Raw genomic sequence first — 19920 nt, 5'->3', positions numbered from 1 at the left:
CATTACAGCCATTTAGTTTTACTGCAACAAATACTTTAAATAATGAAAACAACAGTTTTTGCTTTTTGTACAGGCATTGTGTTGCTTGCCTGCTCTAAAGAAAATGAGCCTCCGCAAATTCCTGACATTGACTATAGCATATATAAGCCGAAGACGATTTATCACAGTCAAAGAACTTACTCAGGAGCATCTTCTTCTTTTTCGGCTGATACCAGCATCTATATATACAGCGGCACAAGTATTAATTACCTGCGTTACTACAACGGGTTAGTGTATGACTACAGGCTCACCCTTGAAAATGGGTTGTTTACACAGGTTTTGATAACCAACAACGCCATATCGCCGCAAAAATCTATTACCGCTTCAACACAGCGGGTCTCATTGACAGCAACTGGGTCACCAATAATTCCGGCATCCTTCAAACAAGCTCCTATCGTTATCATGCAGATGGTACAAAAGATATCGAAGTGTCTGATTACATCAACTATAAAAACATAAAAAAGTATAAATATCAAAATGGGGTAGCAGTATATGCTTCAATTGAACGCGTTTCCAATATTCCATCCATTGCCCCGGCAAAAGACTCGGTGATATATGAGTATACGGCATTACCACTTCGGGCTGATTTCTTTAATACAGGAATGCCTGTATCGCTTTTTGGCAAGCCGGATAAATACCTGCTAAAAAAGCCACTTATTATAACCAGCTTGATAAAAATGCCATACGTCAAACAATGGAGTATGTTTATCAAACCAATAATATCGGCCTTGTTTCCCAAAAAATAATGAACATTTACACACAGCCGGGCAATACGCTAATGCTTACAGATACTACCAATTACACCTATAATAAATAATCCTCTTAAACTCTAAAAAATGAAAAAGATTTTCATCACATGTGTATTGCTTTGTTCCCTGTTCCAGATAAAGGCACAGGAAATTTTTGGCAAAGCAAGTTTTACAGTACCAGCAGGTTGGCAAATGACGAAGACAACCAAGACTGTAACGTTGGAGAAGTCGTTGAAAAAGGGCATTGTATGCAGGATCATTATTTCGGCTGCCGAGAAAGGAGCTGTAACTACTGATGCGGAGTATCTGTCATACCGTGCACTGTATGGCGGCACGGGTATTACTTATCAAAATCAAAAAGGTGCAGTTACCAAATATGAAGCCAATGGATTGATTAGTTTTTTTCAAAAGGCACTACCGCGCAACAACTGGCTCCTGTACAAAGTTATTTTTACTCGCTGAGTAATGGTAAACAAACCCTGTATTACCAACTGTTGACTAATAACAATACTTGCATCAGTGAGTTTAACCAGTTTATGACAACGCTGACAATGGAATTAGAAGATACCTCCGGCCAGGCTGATTTAAGGGCGAGAACGAAAAAGCCAGCTCCCGGTGCACCAGCCGCGCCTGCACCGATGATGTAAATCATTTTCTGTACTAACTATAAATTTATTGCAATGAGCCCATTCAAAATACTATTGATTGTTCATGCCATTCTTTTAATGAGCATCACCGCTATACTCAAAAGCAAAACTTTGGTGTAGTTAACTTCACAGTTCCGAAAGGCTGGCAACAGCAGCAAAATGAAGCCGGCATACAGCTACTGGCTACTGATGAGAAAAAGGAGCTTATGCCATTGCTATTATAACCAAAGCAGCTTCAACCAATGCAGATGCCAATGGAAATTTCAATAGCGATTGGGATAAGTTAATCAAAGCTTCTGTACAGGTAAATGATGCGCCCGCTATGCAGGAGCCTGTAAAAGAAAATGGCTGGGATATTATTTCAGGTAAAGCTAATTATACTGATGGCGAACAAAAAGGAATGGTAACATTGCTTACAGCTACAGGTGGAGGACAAATGGTAAGCGTGGTTTTAATAGCTAATTCAGATACTTATCAAGGTGATTTGTTGTCACTGATTCAATCATTGGAAATAACCGCTGCCAGCAGCAAACACACTATTGCGATATCAAATGCCACAACAAGTGCTGGAAGTAACGGCTCTATCGTTGGCTTATGGACGGACTACTTTAATGAAACTTCTGGTTATGTAAATGGTGTGCCGCAATACTCGGCTGGGTATTTTCGCAAAGAATATGTGTTTTATGCAGATGGCCGTTACCTGTTCAGGCAAAAAAATTGGTCGGTGTACGCCAAAGACATTTTGTTTAATTACGAAACAGGGACTTATAAAGTGCAGGGCAAAAAGCTAACCATTACTCCAGCAACCGGAAAAGGCGGATGGTGGAGCAAAGCACCCGGAGGTAGTACAAGAGGCTGGGGTAGTAAAGTAAAAGCTTCAGATAGAAAGTTGCAAACAGTAACCTATGATGTAAATTGGGAAACCTATAACGGAGCGGATCATCCGTTTCTTGTATTGCACTCACCTAACCCCACAGAAAGAGAAGGCAATAATGAAAACTATCAGTCAAAATTCAGATCCAAGCCTTTAAACGAAACTATGATAGACAACCCGCCGGGAATAAATACAGGATTTTGACGCGTTATTTATTGCAACGGCTTTCCAGGCCAGTGCATTAAGGACTCAATAAAAGACAGCAACTTTCGGGTTGCTTTTTTTGTCCTGCTATTTCGACTTAACCTACATTATTGCCCGGGTGGGAAGAAGCCGGTAGATTCGCTGTATAAAAAAGGAGTAATGATGAAAACCTTAAAAGCTTACGTAGTAGCAGATAGTAAAACCAACCTGGATAGCTTTAAACAAGTAACCGGGAAGTTAGACGGGCTGGAAGTGCAATATGAAACAGATGTGGAGCAGGCGATCAATACATTCAGTCAGCAAAGCTTTGATCTGTTAATTATTGATAAAGGCTTGTCTCACGAAGATTATAACAAACTGCACAAAGTGGCAGATCTGTTACATCCCGATGCAGCCCTGGTAGCCTTTTTGATGACGGATGAAGAGTTCATTCATTACAAACTGGCTGGATTATTGGCCAAATGGGCTGATGCACATTCTGAAAGCAAAACCAATTTTATAGATAACCCTAAATTGTAAAGAGATATGAAACCTGAATTTGAAAATATACCCCTTGTGCAAAAAGAAGAAAAGTCACGTTTTGAAATAGTTGTCGATGATTTGTATGCTTTTGTTGAATACGAGGTAGATGAAGACGGACTTGTTGCATTGGTACATACGGAAGCTGATCCGGGTTTGGCCGGTAAGGTGCCGCTGCTGCAGTGGTTGAACAAACATTGTTGCAGTTAGAACAGGAGGGTAAGCAGATCTTACCTTATTGTCCTTATGTATTTGCTTATATCAAAAAGCATCCAGAGTGGAAGCGATTGGTACACCCCAGCTTCCCGGCTTATCATCAACTTTAATTGATTATTTTTAGAGCAGCTTAATCGTTGATATTATGTCAAATATTGGAATGATACATGAAGAGCAGGCGGCTAATATCGGGAACTTCCTGGTAGGCCGCCAGTTGCCGTTTCGGGAAAAAGATCAGTGGGGCCTTTTGTGTTTATCGATCACATGGGACCTGTTTATATGAAAGACTACCAGAATTTTGATGTGGCGGCACACCCTCATATTGGTCTTTCTACATTAACTTATCTTTTCGAGGGGTCCATTTTTCACCGGGATAGCATAGGTAGCGCTATTGAAATTAAACCCGGGGCCGTAAACTGGATGACTGCAGGTAAAGGTGTAGTGCATTCTGAAAGAACGCCCGAATATTTGCGTCATACCGGTAAAAGCCTGCACGGATTCCAGATTTGGGTAGGATTGCCTGCAGCGCTGGAAGATTGTGAGCCTTCTTTTCATCATACGGAGGCAACCGATATACCCGCGTGGCAGGATGGAGACATCGCTTATAAGCTAATTGCCGGTGAAGCCTTTGGCCGAAAGTCTCCCGTGCCTGTGCACAGCAAATTATTTTTCCTTGAAATTAAAAGTGCCACAACGCAAACCATTAGCATTGGCAAAGATCTTTTTGGAGAAGCGGCTATGTATGTGCTCGAAGGAACGGTAAACATTGAGGGTAATGACTATGGTACCAAACAGTTGCTGATCGCAAAAAATGCTACGCTTTGTGAGTTTACGCTACATGCCAATACCAGTGTATATATTTTCGGCGGAGAGCCTTTTGAGGAACCCCGTTTTATTTACTGGAATTTTGTAAGTACCAGCAGGGAAAAAATAGAAACCGCGAAACAAAACTGGCAGGAGCAAAACCTGGCCGCTTTTCCTAAAGTACCAGGTGATGACCAGGACTTTGTACCATTACCGAAACCTAAGATCGGGTAGAGGTAGAGATACAACTGCTACAGGTTAATATTATTTCAGCCACTGGTATAAAGAGAAGTCTATTATGCCATCCTGTGTAGCGCCTGTTACTTCTATTGCAATGCGATTGTTCCACTGTTTAATCAGGTGCATAAAGGAGGATAGATTAATATCATCTGAATGCCTCCTGGTCCTTACATCTCTTTCCTGCCAAACCAACTCTCCATTAATGAATATTTTTACATCGCCTGAAGCATATAGCTTTAAGCCCAGCCCTTCAGGGATTTTGCCAAAGTCAATGTCCTGGTATAAATAAACATTACTGCCTTTTTTTACTTCAACCGGCTGTTTGCTTTTTTCAAATTTAACGGGTCCGGTTAGCCAGTCTGCTGCCGGTTGCTGGTGCGATGAAAAAATGAATGGCCGGTCCGTTTCTGTTCGTTGGTTTACAAAAAGAATACGTCCATCTGCGTCATTATAAATCGGTTGGTGCAATTGTTTTAAAAGGGTTTCGGGAATTTTCACCACCTCCCGGTCGTACGTAATCAAGCCGTTTACCTCGCCCTCTACATCGGTTGTTTGTGTATAGATAGCTGCAGATAATCCCCGCTTCACCATCAGTGCCACGTTATGCATCAGCTCTGTATATTCTTTCACCAATGTATCAGTTTCGGTGTAGGTCTTGTATCCCCAGTTTCTTTTATTGGCGTCCCATATATGATCTTTTACCACCAGGCCCAATCCTCCAAACTCACCTAACACCATCGACCGCCAGGGGTTTTGATCCACCACGCCCATTGCCGGACCCGGATACTGGTGAACATCCAGTACGTCACCCACCCCGCGGTCTGCCCAGCCACTGGGTGCATCCACCAACCGGGTACGATCATATTGCTGCGTCCATGCTGCAATTCTTTTAGTATCATATTGTCCCCATCCTTCGTTAAAGGGAACCCACATAGCAATAGAAGGAAAAAAACGCAGGTGGTCAATAATGGCCTTCCATTCTTTTTCAAACTGAACCGCCGATTCCTGCGGGCGCACCCAATCTTGCGGGTTGTTGTGTTTTACAAATGAGGGGTGATCGGTTCCCATAAAGCCCGATGGCATATCCTGCCAAACCAGCATCCCGATAGAATCCGTCATGTAGTAGTAGCGGGAAGGTTCCACCTTGATATGCTTGCGAATGGTATTGAAACCCATTTCTTTCAGCTTAACAATGTCGTATATCATCGCAGTTTCTGAAGGTGGTGTCAGCAACCCGTCAGGCCACCAACCCTGGTCGAGCGTACCTAAATGGAAAAGCGGTTTATTATTCAGCGCCAGCCGCATGTATCCATTCTTATCTTTGATCATGTTGATCTTGCGCAGGGCAAAATAAGTATTAAACTGATCAACAATTTTTCCTCTCTTCTTAATGGTGATAGTGGTATAGTATAATTGTGGATTGGAGGGTGTCCATAGCTTTGGGTCGGGTATGGGAAGGATCAGGCTGTTTTGGAAGAACAACGTCGTGTCTTTTACAATAGTATTGCCATTTTTAATAGAGATGTTTAACTCGTGCGACCTGGTAAGGTTTTCTGCCTGGAAGGTAAAGTAAACCCTGTTGCGGTCTGCATCCGGCATGGGGTATACGTTAGCGATATGTTCTTTTGAAACGGCCTCCAGCCAAACGGTTTGCCAGATGCCGGAAACGGCTTTGTACCAAATACCTTTCGGGTCGAGGGACTGCTTGCCGCGGGCCTGCATTCCGCTATCGGTAGGGTCTCCAACGACCACTATAATTTCCTGCTCGCCTTTGCTGTTTAAGAAAGGAGTGATGTTTGCCTGGAATGGATCAGAACCTCCTTTGTGCGTGATCACCTGCTTCCCATTCACCCATACTTTGGTTTCCCAATCTACCGCTTCAAAGTGCAGGATAATGTTTTTATCGGCCCAATCAGCCGGGATTGTAAAACTGCGCTTATACCAAAGCTCCTGATCGGGTAATAAAGGCTTGCCTACACCAGATAAAGAAGATTCGATAGCGAAGGGCACTAGTATCTTACCATCATATTGACCGGGTTTTGCTGCTCCCTTTTTCTGAACGCTATAATTCCAGAGCCCATTGAGGTTTTGCCAGGTTGACCGTTGCATCTGTGGGCGGGGATGCTGTTGCCAAACATTATCCGCGGTTACTTCACGTCCCCATTTGGTGGAAAGAGATACCGGTGCTGGTTTATAATCCTGGGCATGTACGGCAAAAGCTATCAGAACGAGTATACTGGTTACAATTTTGTGCATTGGAATGGTTTTAACAGGGCTTGTTAGAATAATCGGTTGTTGTTAACTCAGATCACCAACGGGTTTAGAAGCCAACAAGTCCGGTACAAAAATACCGGCTATCATCCGAAATGCTAACAACTATTTGCTGCAAAATGCGGGCCTGTTTCTTTCGGTCAAAGAAGCAGGGGACGGGCAATAAAAGATGGGAAGGTGGTTATCTATGCGACTGCTAAAAGAAAGTCGATTCTGTAGAAACAGAACGACTTACGATTGAATTGTAACTAAAAAGCGTTTCGATGATGCAGGAATGATTTTAAACAGGCATCTACACAAATATTTCACAGTGTCTTCGGCAGCCGGGCCTGCAGAAACTTTGCCATCACATCAGCTGTAGTATCGATCCAGGGATGGAACAACCAGAAAGGATGCACCATTATATCAAACTTATACACCTCGGTATATTTATCCCATTCCTTCATCATGCCTATCAGTTCATCCTGCCCTGAATGGAAACGCGAGTAGCCACTGTTCAGAAAAAGCATAGGTACAACCGTTTCTTTGGTAGCCCAGAAAATAGGGAGGCTTCTTTCCAGGTATCGGGCTTTTGGCTATAGGACCCGCCCAGCCACTCGATATCCGGGGAATCTGGTTTTCTTACCAGGTTAAGTGAACTGGGTGCCAGGAAGTCAACAATCCCATCAATATCTACTATTGCATGTACTTTACTGCTTGCGGTAAAAACACCCTGTTTTCCTTCAAAATGAGCCAGCCCGTTGGTAAGCCCTGTAAGCGCAGCCAGGTGGCCACCTGCCGAAGAACCCGATATGGCGATTCGGTTGGTATCGATCTGGTACGTTGCGGCATTGGCTTTAACCCAGCGAATAGCTGCTTTGATATTATGTACTGCCGCAGGATATTTAGCCTCCATTGAAAGCTGGTACTCTACCGATACGGTTACAAATCCTTTTGAAGCCAATTGCTGAGCCAGCGGCACCTGCATGGAGCGGGTGCCCGAGCGCCAACCGCCGCCATGTATCATGATAACAGCCGGATGCAGCCCTTCGGTTTTTGGCTGAAATACATCAAGATGCAATGCTCTTTTCCCAAAAGGGGTATGCTCCAGTGTATTATAAACAAGATTGCGCGTGGCTTTTACATGGGCAGGCAGGCTGTCTTTCGCTGGCACTGCTATCGGGTAATCGCCAGAGATCTGGCTATACACGCGATTTACATTATAGCTGGAATCGACAGGTATTTTTCGCTGAGCTGTTAAGGCCAGTGACATTAAAAGTGCAGTTCCGGTAACAAAAAGTTTATACATTATCAATGTTTAAATTAGATAAATATTAAGGCGCCGCCTGGGTAGTAATACGTGCTACCAGCGGCAATTGTTGTTTCCTCATTTCGGCTAATACCAGCTCTGCCATACGGCGGGCGCCGTATTCATTAAAGTGCGTACCATCTTTTCTTCCGTTGGGATAGTGCGGATGTTGCATCGAATCGAGGTACATGAAAAGCATTTTGGAAGGCTCAGGGCCCAGTTGCTGTAATAGTTTCCGGCTACGCGCATCCAGGTCGATTACCGGCACATGATATTGCTTCCCCACTTCCCATACGGCTGCGGTATATTCGATATGCGTTTCGAGCGCAGTACCATCGTTACTGAAACGCATGCGGCTAACAGGCGTCACCAGTATGGGTGTTGCGTTATTGGCTCTTGTATCACCAATCATCAAAGCCAGGTTCTTTTTATAATCAGGAACGGGCGTATATCGATCTTTATACTGCGGTTCTTTGGCTTCATCATTATGGCCAAATTGTATAAAAACATAGTCGCCAGCCTTCATCTCTTTTTTATAGTCTCCCATCGGCCTTCGCTGATAAAAGTCCGGGTACTACGTCCACCTTTAGCATGATTTTTTACCACCACCGTATTATCAAAGAAGCTGGCGAAAGGCGTGCCCCAGCCTGTTACCGGTGACCGGTCCAAAGGTTGATCACAAACGGTGGAATCACCTGCCAGCCATACGGTTATTTTTTCTTCAGGTGTTACCAGAGCCATGGTACCAAAGAAAAGCAGCACCAATAAACAGATTCTTATAATTTTTTGTTTCATTTCCCAGTTTCTTTAAAACTAATAATAGATCCCGGTTGTATAATGGCCGGGATCTGATTATTTGACCTCTTGTAAACCCCACAAAAAATTTAATATCCCTGGTTTTGAGAAAGATTGGGATTGGCTACCAATTGAGCTGCGGGTATAGGGTAGATCTTCCTGAAAGATTCCGTCTGCCTGGTTTTAAAAGCCCAGGTACCGGTGAAGAAGCTTCCAAAGCGGATCATATCCGTTCTTCTGCATCCCTCCCAAAGAAATTCACGGGCACGTTCGTTCTCAATATCCCCTATGGTCAACGCATTCAAAGGTGTGGCATTGCTCCTGTTTCTTACCTGGTTTACCAATAAAAGGGCGTCAGAAGCTTTAGACGTTCTGAATAACGCTTCAGCCTTCATCAACAGGATATTGGAATAACGCTCCAGTACCAGGTCGTTATCGGCATTGAAACCAGAGAATGCTGCACCCACAGGTGTATATTTTAATACTTTGTAACCCTCATTATCCTGTGCAGCCACAATATCTTTTACAGGCACTAGTACCAGCTGTGTGCCATTGGTGTAAGTAAGCGGCTTACCATCCAGGTAAAACTGCGGACCATACTGGATCATCGATTTTCTGATGTCGCGATCTTCATACCGGTCTAATGCTGCTTGTGTAGTACTATAACCATTAGCCGGTGCAAAAGGCAGGTTGTATTTTTTCTGATCCAGTGCATTTTGCGTGTATAGTATAAATTGATTGTTACCGGCATTCTTGGTTGGGTCTTTGGTGAACGCAGCAATAATTTCTTTTGAAGCGGCCTGTTGTGTGGAAGTGAAATTGTCAATCACATTAGGCATTAAACTATAAGCTCCTGTATTGATCACCAGGTCGCACATGTCTATTACTTTCTGCCATTGAGCGGTACCGGTGTATACTTCCGCATTGAGGTACATATAAGCTAATGCAGTGTACACGGCTTCTTTTGTAAATCTTGGATAGTAAGCCGTACGATCCACATCTTTAACTGAAGGCATATCAGCTACAGCCGCCAGCATCTCGGTTTCAATGAACTTATATACGTCTGCACGTGAAGTACTGGGTGGAAGGTTCTTAGGATCGAGCTTAGCAATGGTTACCAGCGGCACATTACCCCAGTTGTCCATTGCAAAGAAATAGCCATAAGCCCTCAGTGCTCTTGTTTCGGCAATCAGGGTTTTGAGGTTATCCTTATTAGGCGAAGACTCCAGGCTTTCGAGTACGGCGTTAGCCGTACCAATCTCCTGGAAAATATTCACCCAGGCCCGGGCTACGGTATTGTTGTTAATATCCTGTACGTGGTTGGTCAGGTCAACATTGCTTTGGTCGTACCATCCGCCGCTAGCCCTTCCGGGTACAATAAATTCATCGGTGCTAAACTCCTTCATCCGCCAGGGGTCACCAATATCTACATTATAAGACAGCAACTGGTACACGCCTACAACGGAGGACAGGGCTTCTTCTTCATTCCTGTAATAAGTATCCGGTGAGAGACTTCCGAAAGTTTCTTCATCCAGTTTGGTGCATCCTGCACTTAACAAAAGGCAGGTTGCAGCAATCATCGGTAATTTCAAATATTTATACATAACAAACGATGTTAGAATTAGTAAGAATTAAAAAGTAAGATTTACACCAACACTCAGCGAACGTGCGCGCGGATAAGCCAGGTAGTCAATACCTAATGGGGCAGTGCCGGTACCTGATACTTCTGAGTTTACTTCCGGATCGACTCCTGAGTAGTTGGTAAACAACAGCAGGTTCTGACCGGTAAGGAATAGTCTTGCAGAAGAGATAAAGCTGTTCTTTACATTAACATTATAACCTAAAGAGAGATTATCCAGTCTTACAAAGCTTCCATCCTCAATCCACCTGGAGGAATACTGCTTTGGCGCATCGCGGTTCAAGCCGCTGGTAACTGCCGAAGCCAGTACGTTTTTACCCGGCAGGTTGCTGAGATAACTCATATTAGCTGCAGTAAGGTTGAATACATCATTGCCTACCGATCCGCGGAAGAGGAAGTTCAACGTCCATCTTTTATAATTGAACGTATTGGAAAAGCCAAAAATATACTTGGGCTGTGCTACACCAATAATGGTATCAGCACCATTGTAAGCGTAGGTTTCTTTTCCATCTGTAATGCCACTAAACTGAGGACCGTAAAAAGTGCCTAAAGGCTGACCCGGTATTACCAGCTGTGCGAATCTGCCCAGCGACACGGTTCCCTGCAAGGGCGCTATCTGGATATTCTTTCCGCTGAACTGATCATTAGATAAGCTCAACACTTTATTGCGGTTAAAGCTGATATTGAAATTAGACTCCCAGCCAAAATCGGTTTTATCTACGATAACACCGGTGATGCTTACTTCAAGCCCCCTGTTCTGTACACTACCTACATTCGCCAGCTGTGTACTGATAGCACTTGGGGTAGGTACCGGAATTCTTAACAGCAGATCCGTAGTTTTCTTGTCATAATAATCCAAGGATCCACGCAGCCTGCCACCGAACAACGCATAGTCCAAACCAATATCTAATTGTGCGGTCTGTTCCCATTTTAAAGAAGGATTGGCGTATTGTTGAGGCAATACGGTAGTGATCCTCTTGCCACCTACGATATAACCAGTAGTAGTAGCGCCAAGGGTGGTGATGGAATTCAGGTTCCCTATTTCCTGGTTACCTGTTAAACCATAGCTTACTCTCACTTTCAGATCGTTGATCTTGTCGACATTAAAGAATTTTTCTTTCGATATTCTCCAGGCTAATGAACCTGAGGGGAACACGCCCCATTTATTACCTGAGCCAAAACGGCTACTACCATCGCGCCTTACGGTTCCTGTAAAAAGAACCCTGTCTGCATAGCTATAATTGGCTCTTGCGTAAAATGATATTAACTTGTTACTGGCCTGGAAGGTAGACACACTGTTGATGGTGCTGGCAGCCTGCAGGCTATACCATTTAAACTCATCAGACAGGAAGCCGTTGGCGGCGGTACGATTGCCGTTGTTTAAAAAATACTGCCAGGAGTAACCTGCTATGGCGTCAAGCGTATGATCGCCAAAAGTGTTATTGTAGCGTAATACCGTTTCCAGTAATTTGCTATAGTCTTCCAGCTTCTGTACGCTGGCTAATCCTCCGAGACCCTGCCCTAGCAAATTCGCCTTTGCGATATAGGAATTACGGTTAATGTTCTGGTTGGTATAGCCAACGTTTACATTTAAGCTCAGTGGTTTTACAATTTTTAAAGTCGTAGAAAGATTTCCTATAAAACGGTTATTGGTGAGCTCATCCAATACCTGGTCGGAGAAAGACACGGGATTAACACGGTACGGCGGTACGTTATAGTAATTACCGGCTTCGTCTCTTATGGGGTAGGTTGGATTAAACACCATCGCTTCATAGTTCATGCTGCTGGCAAACTCGCTACCTACTGTATTAGAAACAGGTGATTGCCTGGAGAAGGTTTGACCATAGTTTACCCTCAGGTCAAAAGTCAGGCGGTCTTTTATAGCAGCGTGATTCACGTTGATACGTGCATTGGTACGGGTAAGATCCGACCCGATCATGATGCTTTGCTGGTTGCCGTATCCTAATGAAGCGCGGTAAGTGGTTTTGCCGGTCCCTCCCGATAGCGAAAGGTTATAATCCTGCAGGTGAGCCGTTCTGAATATTTCCTTCTGCCAGTCGGTATTGGCGCCCTTGTCATCAATAGTGAGACCCAGGTCTGCAATGGTTTTCCGGTACTCATCTGCTGATAAAACATCCAGTGTTTTAGCTACTTTGGAGGCACCGAAGGATGCATTTAAAGCAACCATAGGAGCGCCACCGGTACCCTTTTTGGTAGTCACTACAATTACACCGTTTGCACCACGCGAACCATAGATGGCAGTAGCCGATGCATCTTTCAAAACCGTTATAGATTCGATATCATCCGGGTTCAATGTCATCAGCGGGTTGGTAGGCTCCATATCAAAAACATTCTGCTGACCATTGCTGTTGATATTAGCCTGGCTAACACCTGCGTTGGTTGAAATAGGCACCCCATCAATCACATAAAGCGGATCGTTAGATTGTGTTAATGAAGTACCGCCGCGAATACGGATGGTATTGCTACCGCCGGGCTTACCGCTATTCTGAGAGATATTAACTCCCGTTAGCTTACCTTGTATAGATTGCTGCGGGCTTAATACCATACCCTGGTTAAAGTCTTTCGAGGTGATGGCCGACACCGCACCCGTAAGGTCTTTTTGCCTTTGGGTACCGTAACCAATCACTACTACCTGGTCCATAGCAGTAGACTGGGATTTTAGCTTTACCAGTAATGAAATATCAGCACCGTTGCTGATCTTGTAACCCGAAAGGGTTTGTGTTTCGTAACCAACGGAAGAGATGGTAAATTCATAATCATTTCCATCCGCCAGTCCCCTGAACCTGAACAAGCCGGTAGAATCTGTTTCCGTACCGCCGGTAAAGCCTGTTTTATTGTCTTTCACGGAAACAGTAGCATGACTGACCGGGTTCCCCGCTTCGTCTCTTACATAACCCTTCACACTGTTGGATGGCGTTTGGGCCTGCGCCACCATCTGCCCTAAAAGGGCCATTGCCAGCATGCATAGCAGCACACTGTGTTTTCCTCTTAAACAAGTGATCATACTTAATTAAATGGTTTAAATTTCAAACAATCATTACAGGCATTCTGAACCGGGTAGAAGTGCGCCCGATGCAATCGTTACAATGCCCTTCTTATACATATACGTTCAGGATTGAAAACACCCTACCCTCTTTTTTCTTTTTTTAATATTTTTTGTAAGGATTTAATGGCGGTGGCTGAACAATAGGGCGGGGCTATTAATTACCGGGCTTTTTCATCAGGAAGCCATTGGGTTCCTTTACTACCTGGAGGTTGTTCAGTCGCCCTATTAGTTGAAGAATGGTTTCAAGCGTATCCGTTTTATCAATCCGGCCAATGAAAGACAGACCACTCAGGTCTTCAGCCGAATAGGATATTTTCTGGTTGTATAAAAGCGACAGCTGATCGAGCACACCCGTTAAGGGCTGATTATTGAACATGTACCAGTTATTGTCTGCCATTGTATTATCTGGTAAGGATGTGTTGCCTCCCTTTTCAGAATCATTAGATGAGGGCTGAGTTGATTTGGCCGATATAAAACGAACCTGGCCGTTTTGTTTATCATAGGTCAAAACATCGCCTGGTGATAAGTAAAACGGGGCTCTTACTGCCGGGCGCGATGAATCGGCATTGCCAACCGCTACTACACCTTTAAATAATGACACTTTGATCTGCCGGTCTTTTTCAAAGCTTTTCACCGAAAACACGGTTCCCAAAACAGTAGTGCTTAATGGATAAGATGCTACCACAAAAGGCATGCGTGCATTTTTAACTACTTCAAAGTAGGCTTCTCCTTTTAATTCGATGCTGCGTTTGCCATCCTGGAAAGGCTCTTTATAACTAATGCTGCTATGGGGTGATAATGCCACCTGCGAACTGTCAGGAAGCATGATATTCATCAGCGCCTCTGTATTATTCGCCACTAACCGTACCCGGAAAGCAGGATCGCCCTTTTCGGGGAGGTTTTGCTTCACCAGGTACTGCCATCCGAAAAAGCAACCGCAATAACTGCTGCGGCGGCCGCCAGGTAATAAATAACCGGTCTTTTCTTTTCGACAGTGGCACCAACTGTTCTGCTTTTAATATTATGGAGGAGCTTACCTGCAGACTGGCTATCGAGCTCATTGCTGAATTCGTAGCCAACCCATTCTTCCTCAGGCATATACTGTGCCAATTCATTGGGGTGCTGCTCGAAATACCGAACCACTGCATCTGCCTCAGAAGGAGTACACTGATACCTGAAAAACCTTTCTATCTGCTCTTTGGTAACCATTTTTCTTACAATGTGCACCGTTCAGTCTGGCGCCTTAATAATACATACGTTTGTAACCGGCCGTTCCCTTACTCCGGTCATATATTTTTTATAAAGTTTCTCAAAATCCATCCAATCATCACCAGCCCGTGTAAAAGCGGCCTCAATTGCTGAAGCGCTTTTGAAATATGTTTTTCTACCGTTTTTACCGAAATAGATAAATGCTCCGCAATATCTTTATAGCTCATTCCCTCCAGGCGGCTGAGCTCAAAAACCTTCCGTCTCATTTCTGGCAGCTCTGTTAAAGCTTTTGCCAGTTTGCGGTTGGTTTCGTTATAATCTATTTCGTTATCCAGCTGATCTGCCTCCTCGCCTGATTTATTTTTTAATTGTGTAAGGGCAAAGCTCAGGTGATTTTGCTTTCTGATATAGTCGATCATGGTCGTTCTTGCAATTCTGAATACCTGTAGCGAAAGCGAAATTTCAGGATTCAATCGTTGACGGTTTTCCCAAAGCTTCACAAATGTGGTTTGCGTTACTTCTTCTGCCAGCCATTCTGATCTTGTTTTACCTAACACAAAATGATATAACTTCAGGTAGTACTCTTCATACACCTGTTCAAAAACAAAGGAGTTGCCCGCCTGTATATCAGCTATCGTGCTCAAAAAGAACCTGTGTCTGTTTTTAAGTTTATATTCAATCTATAGGGATCATACACTATGGTACACTTCCATTCAACAACCCTGTAATGGCAGCAGTTAAAGAGCCTGGCAAAGTATCAAAAGAGATTTTCCTTTGGCAATGTAAGAAAAAAGGTTTTCAAAAATGTTTTTGGCCAAACCATTTTCTGGCAGATGGCCTTAACGCCCTGGTATTAGGAGCGTCTCACTATATAAAGACCTAATTGTATGTATTTTTGCAGATCAATTATTGACAAGCAGATTTAGCGGTAGATTATATGACAGGCAGCGACAAAGAACAGAAAATAGCTGAAAAGAGCGGACGCAATTTTATAAGTAAACATGGATTTACCCTCCTGATGGGTCTTATCATCATTACGCTGTTCGTAAGTCCCGAAGCCAAGTCCTGGGTAATACAGCAACTGATGCGTACCGGATTGTACAATGTAAAGATTGAAAAGAAAGCTGCTGCTATACCTCAGTTAGAATCAGGTTTCGATTTTGAAGACGAGAAAGGGGGTGTTCAAAATACGGCATCATTGAGAGGAAAAGTGGTTTTTATCAATTTCTGGGCTTCCTGGTGCCCTCCCTGTCGCGCAGAATTCCCTTCCATTGAAACACTGTATGCAAGGTTTAAAAACAACCCTGAGATATTCTTTCTAATGATTAATGAAGATGACGATTGGGCAGCAGGCAAAGGATTCCTGGCAAAGAAAAATTATATTACCCCGATGTTCAAAACAAAATCTACGGTGCCTGCTGCCATTTACAACGGCACCCTGCCTACTACTTTGGTTTTAGACAAGACCGGAAAAGTTGTATTCCGTCATGAGGGCTTTGCCAACTATGCATCAGAGGATTTCATTAACCAGGTCAATACATTTATAAAGGAATAGCCAAACGGTAAGAAAACCGGCGTTGCGCACATAAGCCAGGCTTATGGCTTTACGATGGCCCAGCCTTCATATTGACGTAAAATAATTTCTCCATTGGCGCTGGGCACATAGTGCACAAAAGGATATAGTTTTTCGCTCGATATACCACGCCCTGTTAACGTATTCATACATTGTACAAACACCACTCCCTGCGCTATCAAAGGCTTTAGCAGTTCCTCGTAATTATTAGCCTTTAGCAGCATTTCTATGCCATCGCCAAAAACCACCAGTTCAATAAACAACTTGCCTTCTAATCGGGGATCTTTCAATACATTGGCGATATTGCCAATGACCCTTTTATTTTAGGCCCCGACTCATTAATAACATATAATGCATAGTACTGTTGCAGGGGGCTGTAGCAGGACTAAAATGGTTACTGCTGTTTTCATCTAAATAATTCATCGCTATTTTTCTCCTGTTGATTTTAAACGAAGTGTCATATCATGCCATTTTTCCCCACCGTGTGTTGACTGGGATATGCCAAGGTCTTCAAAGCCAAACTTGGTATAGTAACCCACCAGGTGCTCTTTACAGGTAAGGGTAATACCGGTTCTGTTTTGGCTGGTAGCCTGCTTAATAAGATGTTGCATTAGTTTCCCTGCATAGCCGCTTTTTCTAAATTCCGGGGATACGGCCAGTCCAAAAACAGATTGCCAGGCTCCATTTTCGTCATGCAGCTCAGCATGTTCAAACATAGCATCATGAATAGTTGAATGATCGGTGACCATGCCGTTGATATATCCTGCCAATCGGCCTTCTACCTCCAATAGCCAGAAATACTGGGGGAAAATGGTAAGCCTTTGGGTGAAAGATTGCTGTGAGGCCGCCTCATTGGGCGGAAAGCATATATGTTCAATCGCACTTATAGCCTGCAGATCTTCGATCGTTGCGTTTCTAAAATTCATATACAGAAATATAATACAAAGGTACAAAAGGCGGAACCGCTAATCATTAGACATGTAGGGCGAATATATATCAATAACTTTTGAGCAAGCGCCGGTTAGCAGGCAACTGTAAACTCTCCCTTAGCTCTTCCAGCTTTAGAAGATGGATTATTCGTTCTTTTCTTATGTATAAGATATATGTTTAGCTATTTACTCGTACAGCCCGTTTACATACCGCCAGCTGTTTCCTAAACTGTCAACCACTTTTATGGTAGGTCTTATAGCATTAGGACCTGTGTAGGTAATCGTTTTCGTAGTGCCCAGGGGAACATGTGTGAAAGCTCCATTATTGATCAATTCATACCATTGATATTGCACCGCTGAGGCGTTTTCAGGCTTAAGGCCATTGTACACATAGTTAGCAGTGTATTGATTGCCGCTTTTGGATTTGGTCACATTGGAAGCATAAGGCTGATTAGCTAAAGGCCCTTCATTGGCATTAAAATAAGTGTTGAGTTGCTTTAAATAATCTGCCCGGTCTGAAATGGTCCCGGATTTATAAAATTTGGCAATCAAATCATGATCGCTTGCGTTGGTATGAACGCTGATACTCCTGTTTTTGCTCCTGTACATTCCCGAGGAAGTCGTTACTGTTCCCAGGCTTATGCCATTCAGCCATACATCAGCGGCATCGGCGCTACCGCTTTTATAAAATCTAACATGGAGGATAGCTACTTTAAAATTAATATCGGGCAGTGTTCCCGGTAAAAAAACAGCAGGACTCATTACCCGAAGCGCGCCGCCACCAAATCCAATGTAGTAATCAGCAGTTGTTGAAATAGCCTCCCAATCAGTTCCGGGCATTTTTCTAAAAACCATCGTTACTTCTTCCGGAAGGTTGTAGAGGCCAGTTGTTGAAACGGATGAATTGTAAGCCACTTCACTTGAAAGATACACTGCATCCGATTGATTGGTTACAGCAATACTTCCATTTAAATATTTGGGTATTCCAAGAGTAGGAGCACTGGCTCCGTTATATTTAATACTTACATTGCCTTTGCTATCCGGGATGGTTATTACAGCATCCCCATTCTTGCATTTCTGGCCGCCTGCATTCAAGGCGTTGGCGGCATAATAGGCATTATCGATATAGCTTTCGAATGTAAAAATCTGCGACAGAGGATTGCCCGCATCGTTGACCACCACGGTATTGATCGATTGAAGATATTTTAGTTTGGTGCCACCTTCTAAAGAACTGAACCTTGGATATAACTTTGCAGACGTATCGCTCATTCTACCCATATCGTAAAGCACCGTTCTTACTCCATCCGTATATTTTGTATATAAAATGCTATTACCGGTGGTTCGTTCAAATGCCAATAGCGATGTTCCCAGCGGCCCATGGTAGGTATAATTACCTCCACCGGTGTTAACAAAAATATTACCGCCTTCAACTCCCATTTCGTAGAGCTGAGATAGGGCATTGTTGTTGGTGGCAGCCAGAGATGCCGTAGGGCGTTTACTGCCGCCCTCCAGTGTAAATGCAATAACAGAGGCTATGCCTGGAGGCATTAACAGGTTGGGGGAGTAGGCCGAAGTGGCGTTAAAAATTCTACCCGTAAAATCAAATGTGTTATTGGTAGCAACAAAAGGTAAGGTCCCTTCACCTTGTGGTAACGTATCCCTGTAGGCCGCGTTGGGTAAAAGTGTGATTTTTTCCGGCTCTGGTTTAACAACTGAAGGATTGGTTTCACTAGAACTGTCTTTTTCGGATTGGTATCTTTTCCACATCCATACAGCATCAACACCGCGATGAGCAGTATCTGTAAATAAAGAGCAATTTTCGCGGTTCTTCTCATAATACAGTCTTTCAGCTGATTGATACCTTCGCAAAATTATATGAATATTACGGCGTGAACAAAAATACCCCAATACCTGTATGGGTAGCGGGCACGGCTTTTAACCCGTATAAATCTTTTTAAAGTAGCAGTCAGCAACAGTCCGCCATTTTTAGTATATTCAATTGGTAAATCACCTCTAACCAATCAATTACCGTTATGCTCAACACGCTATGGGGGATGATATTTTATGTGTTACTGCTGTTTACGTCTTTGATACTTGGCATTCGTTATGGGGCTGTATATAAAAAGAAACGCAGCTGGGAAAGTTCAGGCATCGAAAATGCCATTATTGGCATTTTTGGTCTTATCATTTCCTTTACATTTTTACAGGCCGGCAATGCGCATCGGGAACGCTCGGCCAACCTGCACAGGGAAGTAAATAATATTGACATGTTGTATCGCTATAGTCGCGAGCTACCCGATTCCATGCATCGGTATACCCAAAATATGCTGACCGGTTTTTACAAAACCAACTGATTTATGAGAAAACGGGCGATGTGACCACTTTTGCCACGGCCCAAAAAATGAGCGATGCCTACTGGAAAAACCTGAGAAGCTTTAAAAAACAGGCAACTCCGCAGCAAGCTGAGGTGGTGGATAAGATCTCCGGGTATTTCGAACAGATTATGGCGGCGGCTACGCTGTATGCCTATGCCAATTATGAGCGGACACCAGTGTTTATTATGCTTTTACTAATTACCGTATCCCTGCTTATAGGCTTCCTGGTGGGTTTTATGAATGGTATTAAAAGCCGTGTTCATTTCCTGGTGCCGGTTATTTACTTTGTAACCATTTCGTTCACCATGCTGGTCATAAGCGATCTTAATAATCCACGCCTCGGCCTCATCAGGCCAGGTTATCATCATATACAGGCGGCGTATGATTTTATTAAAGAGCAGTAGGCAGCTTAAAGGCCAATTTCTGATAGAGGTTAAAGCTGCCCATGTTTACAGGTTATTTTATGCCACTGATACACGTAT

General features: G+C 43.6%; 25 protein-coding genes. 12 read left to right on the top strand and 13 right to left on the bottom strand.

Going from position 1 to position 19920, the window contains the following annotated elements; translation table 11 throughout:
- Positions 1 to 42 precede the first annotated feature (42 nt).
- The 8 genes from MKP07_RS05085 (at position 43) to MKP07_RS05055 (ending at position 4286) form a co-directional block, all read left to right on the top strand.
- Complete coding sequence (locus MKP07_RS05085; protein WP_240845486.1) at positions 43 to 498, top strand: hypothetical protein; 456 nt, start codon at positions 43 to 45, stop codon at positions 496 to 498.
- On the top strand, positions 468 to 785 hold the full coding sequence (locus tag MKP07_RS05080) for a hypothetical protein (RefSeq protein ID WP_240845485.1): 318 nt from the start codon (positions 468 to 470) through the stop codon (positions 783 to 785). Before MKP07_RS05085 ends, MKP07_RS05080 begins: the two co-directional genes overlap by 31 nt.
- Positions 786 to 875: 90 nt before the next feature.
- Positions 876 to 1250 carry a hypothetical protein gene (locus tag MKP07_RS05075; protein ID WP_240845482.1) on the top strand — a complete coding sequence of 125 codons (375 nt, stop codon included), beginning with the start codon at positions 876 to 878 and terminating at the stop codon, positions 1248 to 1250.
- Between the two features lie 507 nt (positions 1251 to 1757).
- On the top strand, positions 1758 to 2513 hold the full coding sequence (locus tag MKP07_RS05070; RefSeq protein ID WP_240845481.1) for a hypothetical protein: 756 nt from the start codon (positions 1758 to 1760) through the stop codon (positions 2511 to 2513).
- Between the two features lie 159 nt (positions 2514 to 2672).
- The gene (locus MKP07_RS05065) at positions 2673 to 3032 is read left to right on the top strand and encodes a hypothetical protein (protein ID WP_240845479.1); all 360 of its coding nucleotides are present in this window, start codon (positions 2673 to 2675) and stop codon (positions 3030 to 3032) included.
- A gap of 6 nt (positions 3033 to 3038) precedes the next feature.
- Positions 3039 to 3242: an N-acetyltransferase gene (locus MKP07_RS05060; protein ID WP_240845477.1), complete on the top strand. Its 204-nt coding sequence runs from the start codon at positions 3039 to 3041 to the stop codon at positions 3240 to 3242.
- On the top strand, positions 3215 to 3358 hold the full coding sequence (locus tag MKP07_RS42130; RefSeq protein WP_394803532.1) for a GNAT family N-acetyltransferase: 144 nt from the start codon (positions 3215 to 3217) through the stop codon (positions 3356 to 3358). Before MKP07_RS05060 ends, MKP07_RS42130 begins: the two co-directional genes overlap by 28 nt.
- A gap of 127 nt (positions 3359 to 3485) precedes the next feature.
- Complete coding sequence (locus tag MKP07_RS05055; RefSeq protein ID WP_240845475.1) at positions 3486 to 4286, top strand: pirin family protein; 801 nt, start codon at positions 3486 to 3488, stop codon at positions 4284 to 4286.
- A 30-nt stretch (positions 4287 to 4316) separates the two neighbouring features.
- Here the strand turns inward: MKP07_RS05055 and MKP07_RS05050 are convergent, their stop codons facing one another.
- The 10 genes from MKP07_RS05050 to MKP07_RS05005 all read right to left on the bottom strand — a co-directional run bounded on the left by MKP07_RS05050 (position 4317) and on the right by MKP07_RS05005 (position 15205).
- Positions 4317 to 6548, bottom strand: coding sequence for a glycoside hydrolase family 2 protein (locus tag MKP07_RS05050; RefSeq protein WP_240845473.1), 2232 nt, complete (start codon positions 6546 to 6548; stop codon positions 4317 to 4319).
- 320 nt (positions 6549 to 6868) lie between these two features.
- Positions 6869 to 7072 (bottom strand): hypothetical protein, encoded by a 204-nt coding sequence (locus tag MKP07_RS05045; protein WP_240845471.1) that lies wholly within the window; start codon positions 7070 to 7072, stop codon positions 6869 to 6871.
- Positions 7060 to 7851 (bottom strand): alpha/beta hydrolase, encoded by a 792-nt coding sequence (locus MKP07_RS05040; RefSeq protein WP_240845469.1) that lies wholly within the window; start codon positions 7849 to 7851, stop codon positions 7060 to 7062. The genes MKP07_RS05045 and MKP07_RS05040 overlap by 13 nt, the downstream gene beginning before the upstream one ends.
- Positions 7852 to 7876: 25 nt before the next feature.
- Positions 7877 to 8398, bottom strand: coding sequence for a GDSL-type esterase/lipase family protein (locus MKP07_RS05035; protein WP_240845467.1), 522 nt, complete (start codon positions 8396 to 8398; stop codon positions 7877 to 7879).
- Entirely contained in the window at positions 8374 to 8646 is a 273-nt protein-coding gene (locus MKP07_RS05030) for an SGNH/GDSL hydrolase family protein (RefSeq protein ID WP_240845465.1), read from the bottom strand. Before MKP07_RS05030 ends, MKP07_RS05035 begins: the two co-directional genes overlap by 25 nt.
- Before the next feature lie 89 nt (positions 8647 to 8735).
- Entirely contained in the window at positions 8736 to 10250 is a 1515-nt protein-coding gene (locus MKP07_RS05025) for a RagB/SusD family nutrient uptake outer membrane protein (protein WP_240845463.1), read from the bottom strand.
- A gap of 27 nt (positions 10251 to 10277) precedes the next feature.
- On the bottom strand, positions 10278 to 13310 hold the full coding sequence (locus MKP07_RS05020; protein WP_240845461.1) for a SusC/RagA family TonB-linked outer membrane protein: 3033 nt from the start codon (positions 13308 to 13310) through the stop codon (positions 10278 to 10280).
- 196 nt (positions 13311 to 13506) lie between these two features.
- Entirely contained in the window at positions 13507 to 14262 is a 756-nt protein-coding gene (locus MKP07_RS05015) for a FecR family protein (protein WP_240845459.1), read from the bottom strand.
- The gene (locus MKP07_RS05010; protein WP_240845457.1) at positions 14259 to 14579 is read right to left on the bottom strand and encodes a hypothetical protein; all 321 of its coding nucleotides are present in this window, start codon (positions 14577 to 14579) and stop codon (positions 14259 to 14261) included. The genes MKP07_RS05015 and MKP07_RS05010 overlap by 4 nt, the downstream gene beginning before the upstream one ends.
- Positions 14580 to 14638: 59 nt before the next feature.
- Positions 14639 to 15205, bottom strand: coding sequence for an RNA polymerase sigma factor (locus MKP07_RS05005; RefSeq protein WP_240845455.1), 567 nt, complete (start codon positions 15203 to 15205; stop codon positions 14639 to 14641).
- 83 nt (positions 15206 to 15288) lie between these two features.
- Here MKP07_RS05005 and MKP07_RS05000 point away from each other — a divergent pair, with 83 nt between their 5' ends.
- Positions 15289 to 15444, top strand: a complete 156-nt coding sequence (locus tag MKP07_RS05000) for a hypothetical protein (RefSeq protein ID WP_240845453.1) — start codon at positions 15289 to 15291, stop codon at positions 15442 to 15444.
- A gap of 54 nt (positions 15445 to 15498) precedes the next feature.
- Entirely contained in the window at positions 15499 to 16116 is a 618-nt protein-coding gene (locus MKP07_RS04995; RefSeq protein ID WP_240845451.1) for a TlpA disulfide reductase family protein, read from the top strand.
- 41 nt (positions 16117 to 16157) lie between these two features.
- On the opposite strand, the gene MKP07_RS04990 is transcribed toward MKP07_RS04995, so the two are convergent.
- The 3 genes from MKP07_RS04990 to MKP07_RS04980 all read right to left on the bottom strand — a co-directional run bounded on the left by MKP07_RS04990 (position 16158) and on the right by MKP07_RS04980 (position 18932).
- Positions 16158 to 16424, bottom strand: coding sequence for a DsrE family protein (locus tag MKP07_RS04990; protein ID WP_240845449.1), 267 nt, complete (start codon positions 16422 to 16424; stop codon positions 16158 to 16160).
- A gap of 135 nt (positions 16425 to 16559) precedes the next feature.
- Positions 16560 to 17060 carry a GNAT family N-acetyltransferase gene (locus MKP07_RS04985; RefSeq protein ID WP_240845447.1) on the bottom strand — a complete coding sequence of 167 codons (501 nt, stop codon included), beginning with the start codon at positions 17058 to 17060 and terminating at the stop codon, positions 16560 to 16562.
- A 189-nt stretch (positions 17061 to 17249) separates the two neighbouring features.
- The gene (locus tag MKP07_RS04980) at positions 17250 to 18932 is read right to left on the bottom strand and encodes a hypothetical protein (protein ID WP_240845446.1); all 1683 of its coding nucleotides are present in this window, start codon (positions 18930 to 18932) and stop codon (positions 17250 to 17252) included.
- Positions 18933 to 19096: 164 nt separating this feature from the next.
- Between MKP07_RS04980 and MKP07_RS04975 the strand changes: the two genes are divergently transcribed.
- Positions 19097 to 19417, top strand: coding sequence for a hypothetical protein (locus tag MKP07_RS04975; RefSeq protein WP_240845444.1), 321 nt, complete (start codon positions 19097 to 19099; stop codon positions 19415 to 19417).
- Between the two features lie 20 nt (positions 19418 to 19437).
- Positions 19438 to 19842 (top strand): hypothetical protein, encoded by a 405-nt coding sequence (locus tag MKP07_RS04970; protein ID WP_240845442.1) that lies wholly within the window; start codon positions 19438 to 19440, stop codon positions 19840 to 19842.
- Positions 19843 to 19920 lie beyond the last annotated feature (78 nt).

Source organism: Paraniabella hibiscisoli (genome assembly GCF_022512515.1).
Taxonomy (GTDB): domain Bacteria; phylum Bacteroidota; class Bacteroidia; order Chitinophagales; family Chitinophagaceae; genus Niabella; species Niabella hibiscisoli.
Note: the sequence above shows the minus strand (reverse complement) of the source record. Positions and strands in the feature narration are given on the sequence as shown.

Bases quoted from the DNA above. Each gene is read 5' to 3' on its own strand.
- MKP07_RS05085 (WP_240845486.1), top strand. From the start codon at position 43: ATGAAAACAACAGTTTTTGCTTTTTGTACAGGCATTGTGTTGCTTGCC.
- MKP07_RS05060 (WP_240845477.1), top strand. From the start codon at position 3,039: ATGAAACCTGAATTTGAAAATATACCCCTTGTGCAAAAAGAAGAAAAG.
- MKP07_RS05020 (WP_240845461.1), bottom strand. From the start codon at position 13,310: ATGATCACTTGTTTAAGAGGAAAACACAGTGTGCTGCTATGCATGCTG.
- MKP07_RS05070 (WP_240845481.1), top strand. From the start codon at position 1,758: ATGCAGGAGCCTGTAAAAGAAAATGGCTGGGATATTATTTCAGGTAAA.
- MKP07_RS04985 (WP_240845447.1), bottom strand. From the start codon at position 17,060: ATGAATTTTAGAAACGCAACGATCGAAGATCTGCAGGCTATAAGTGCG.
- MKP07_RS04975 (WP_240845444.1), top strand. From the start codon at position 19,097: ATGCTCAACACGCTATGGGGGATGATATTTTATGTGTTACTGCTGTTT.
- MKP07_RS05045 (WP_240845471.1), bottom strand. From the start codon at position 7,072: ATGCTTTTTCTGAACAGTGGCTACTCGCGTTTCCATTCAGGGCAGGAT.
- MKP07_RS05065 (WP_240845479.1), top strand. From the start codon at position 2,673: ATGATGAAAACCTTAAAAGCTTACGTAGTAGCAGATAGTAAAACCAAC.
- MKP07_RS04995 (WP_240845451.1), top strand. From the start codon at position 15,499: ATGACAGGCAGCGACAAAGAACAGAAAATAGCTGAAAAGAGCGGACGC.
- MKP07_RS05040 (WP_240845469.1), bottom strand. From the start codon at position 7,851: ATGTATAAACTTTTTGTTACCGGAACTGCACTTTTAATGTCACTGGCC.
- MKP07_RS05000 (WP_240845453.1), top strand. From the start codon at position 15,289: ATGGCAGCAGTTAAAGAGCCTGGCAAAGTATCAAAAGAGATTTTCCTT.
- MKP07_RS05050 (WP_240845473.1), bottom strand. From the start codon at position 6,548: ATGCACAAAATTGTAACCAGTATACTCGTTCTGATAGCTTTTGCCGTA.
- MKP07_RS05025 (WP_240845463.1), bottom strand. From the start codon at position 10,250: ATGTATAAATATTTGAAATTACCGATGATTGCTGCAACCTGCCTTTTG.
- MKP07_RS05035 (WP_240845467.1), bottom strand. From the start codon at position 8,398: ATGGGAGACTATAAAAAAGAGATGAAGGCTGGCGACTATGTTTTTATA.
- MKP07_RS05075 (WP_240845482.1), top strand. From the start codon at position 876: ATGAAAAAGATTTTCATCACATGTGTATTGCTTTGTTCCCTGTTCCAG.
- MKP07_RS05030 (WP_240845465.1), bottom strand. From the start codon at position 8,646: ATGAAACAAAAAATTATAAGAATCTGTTTATTGGTGCTGCTTTTCTTT.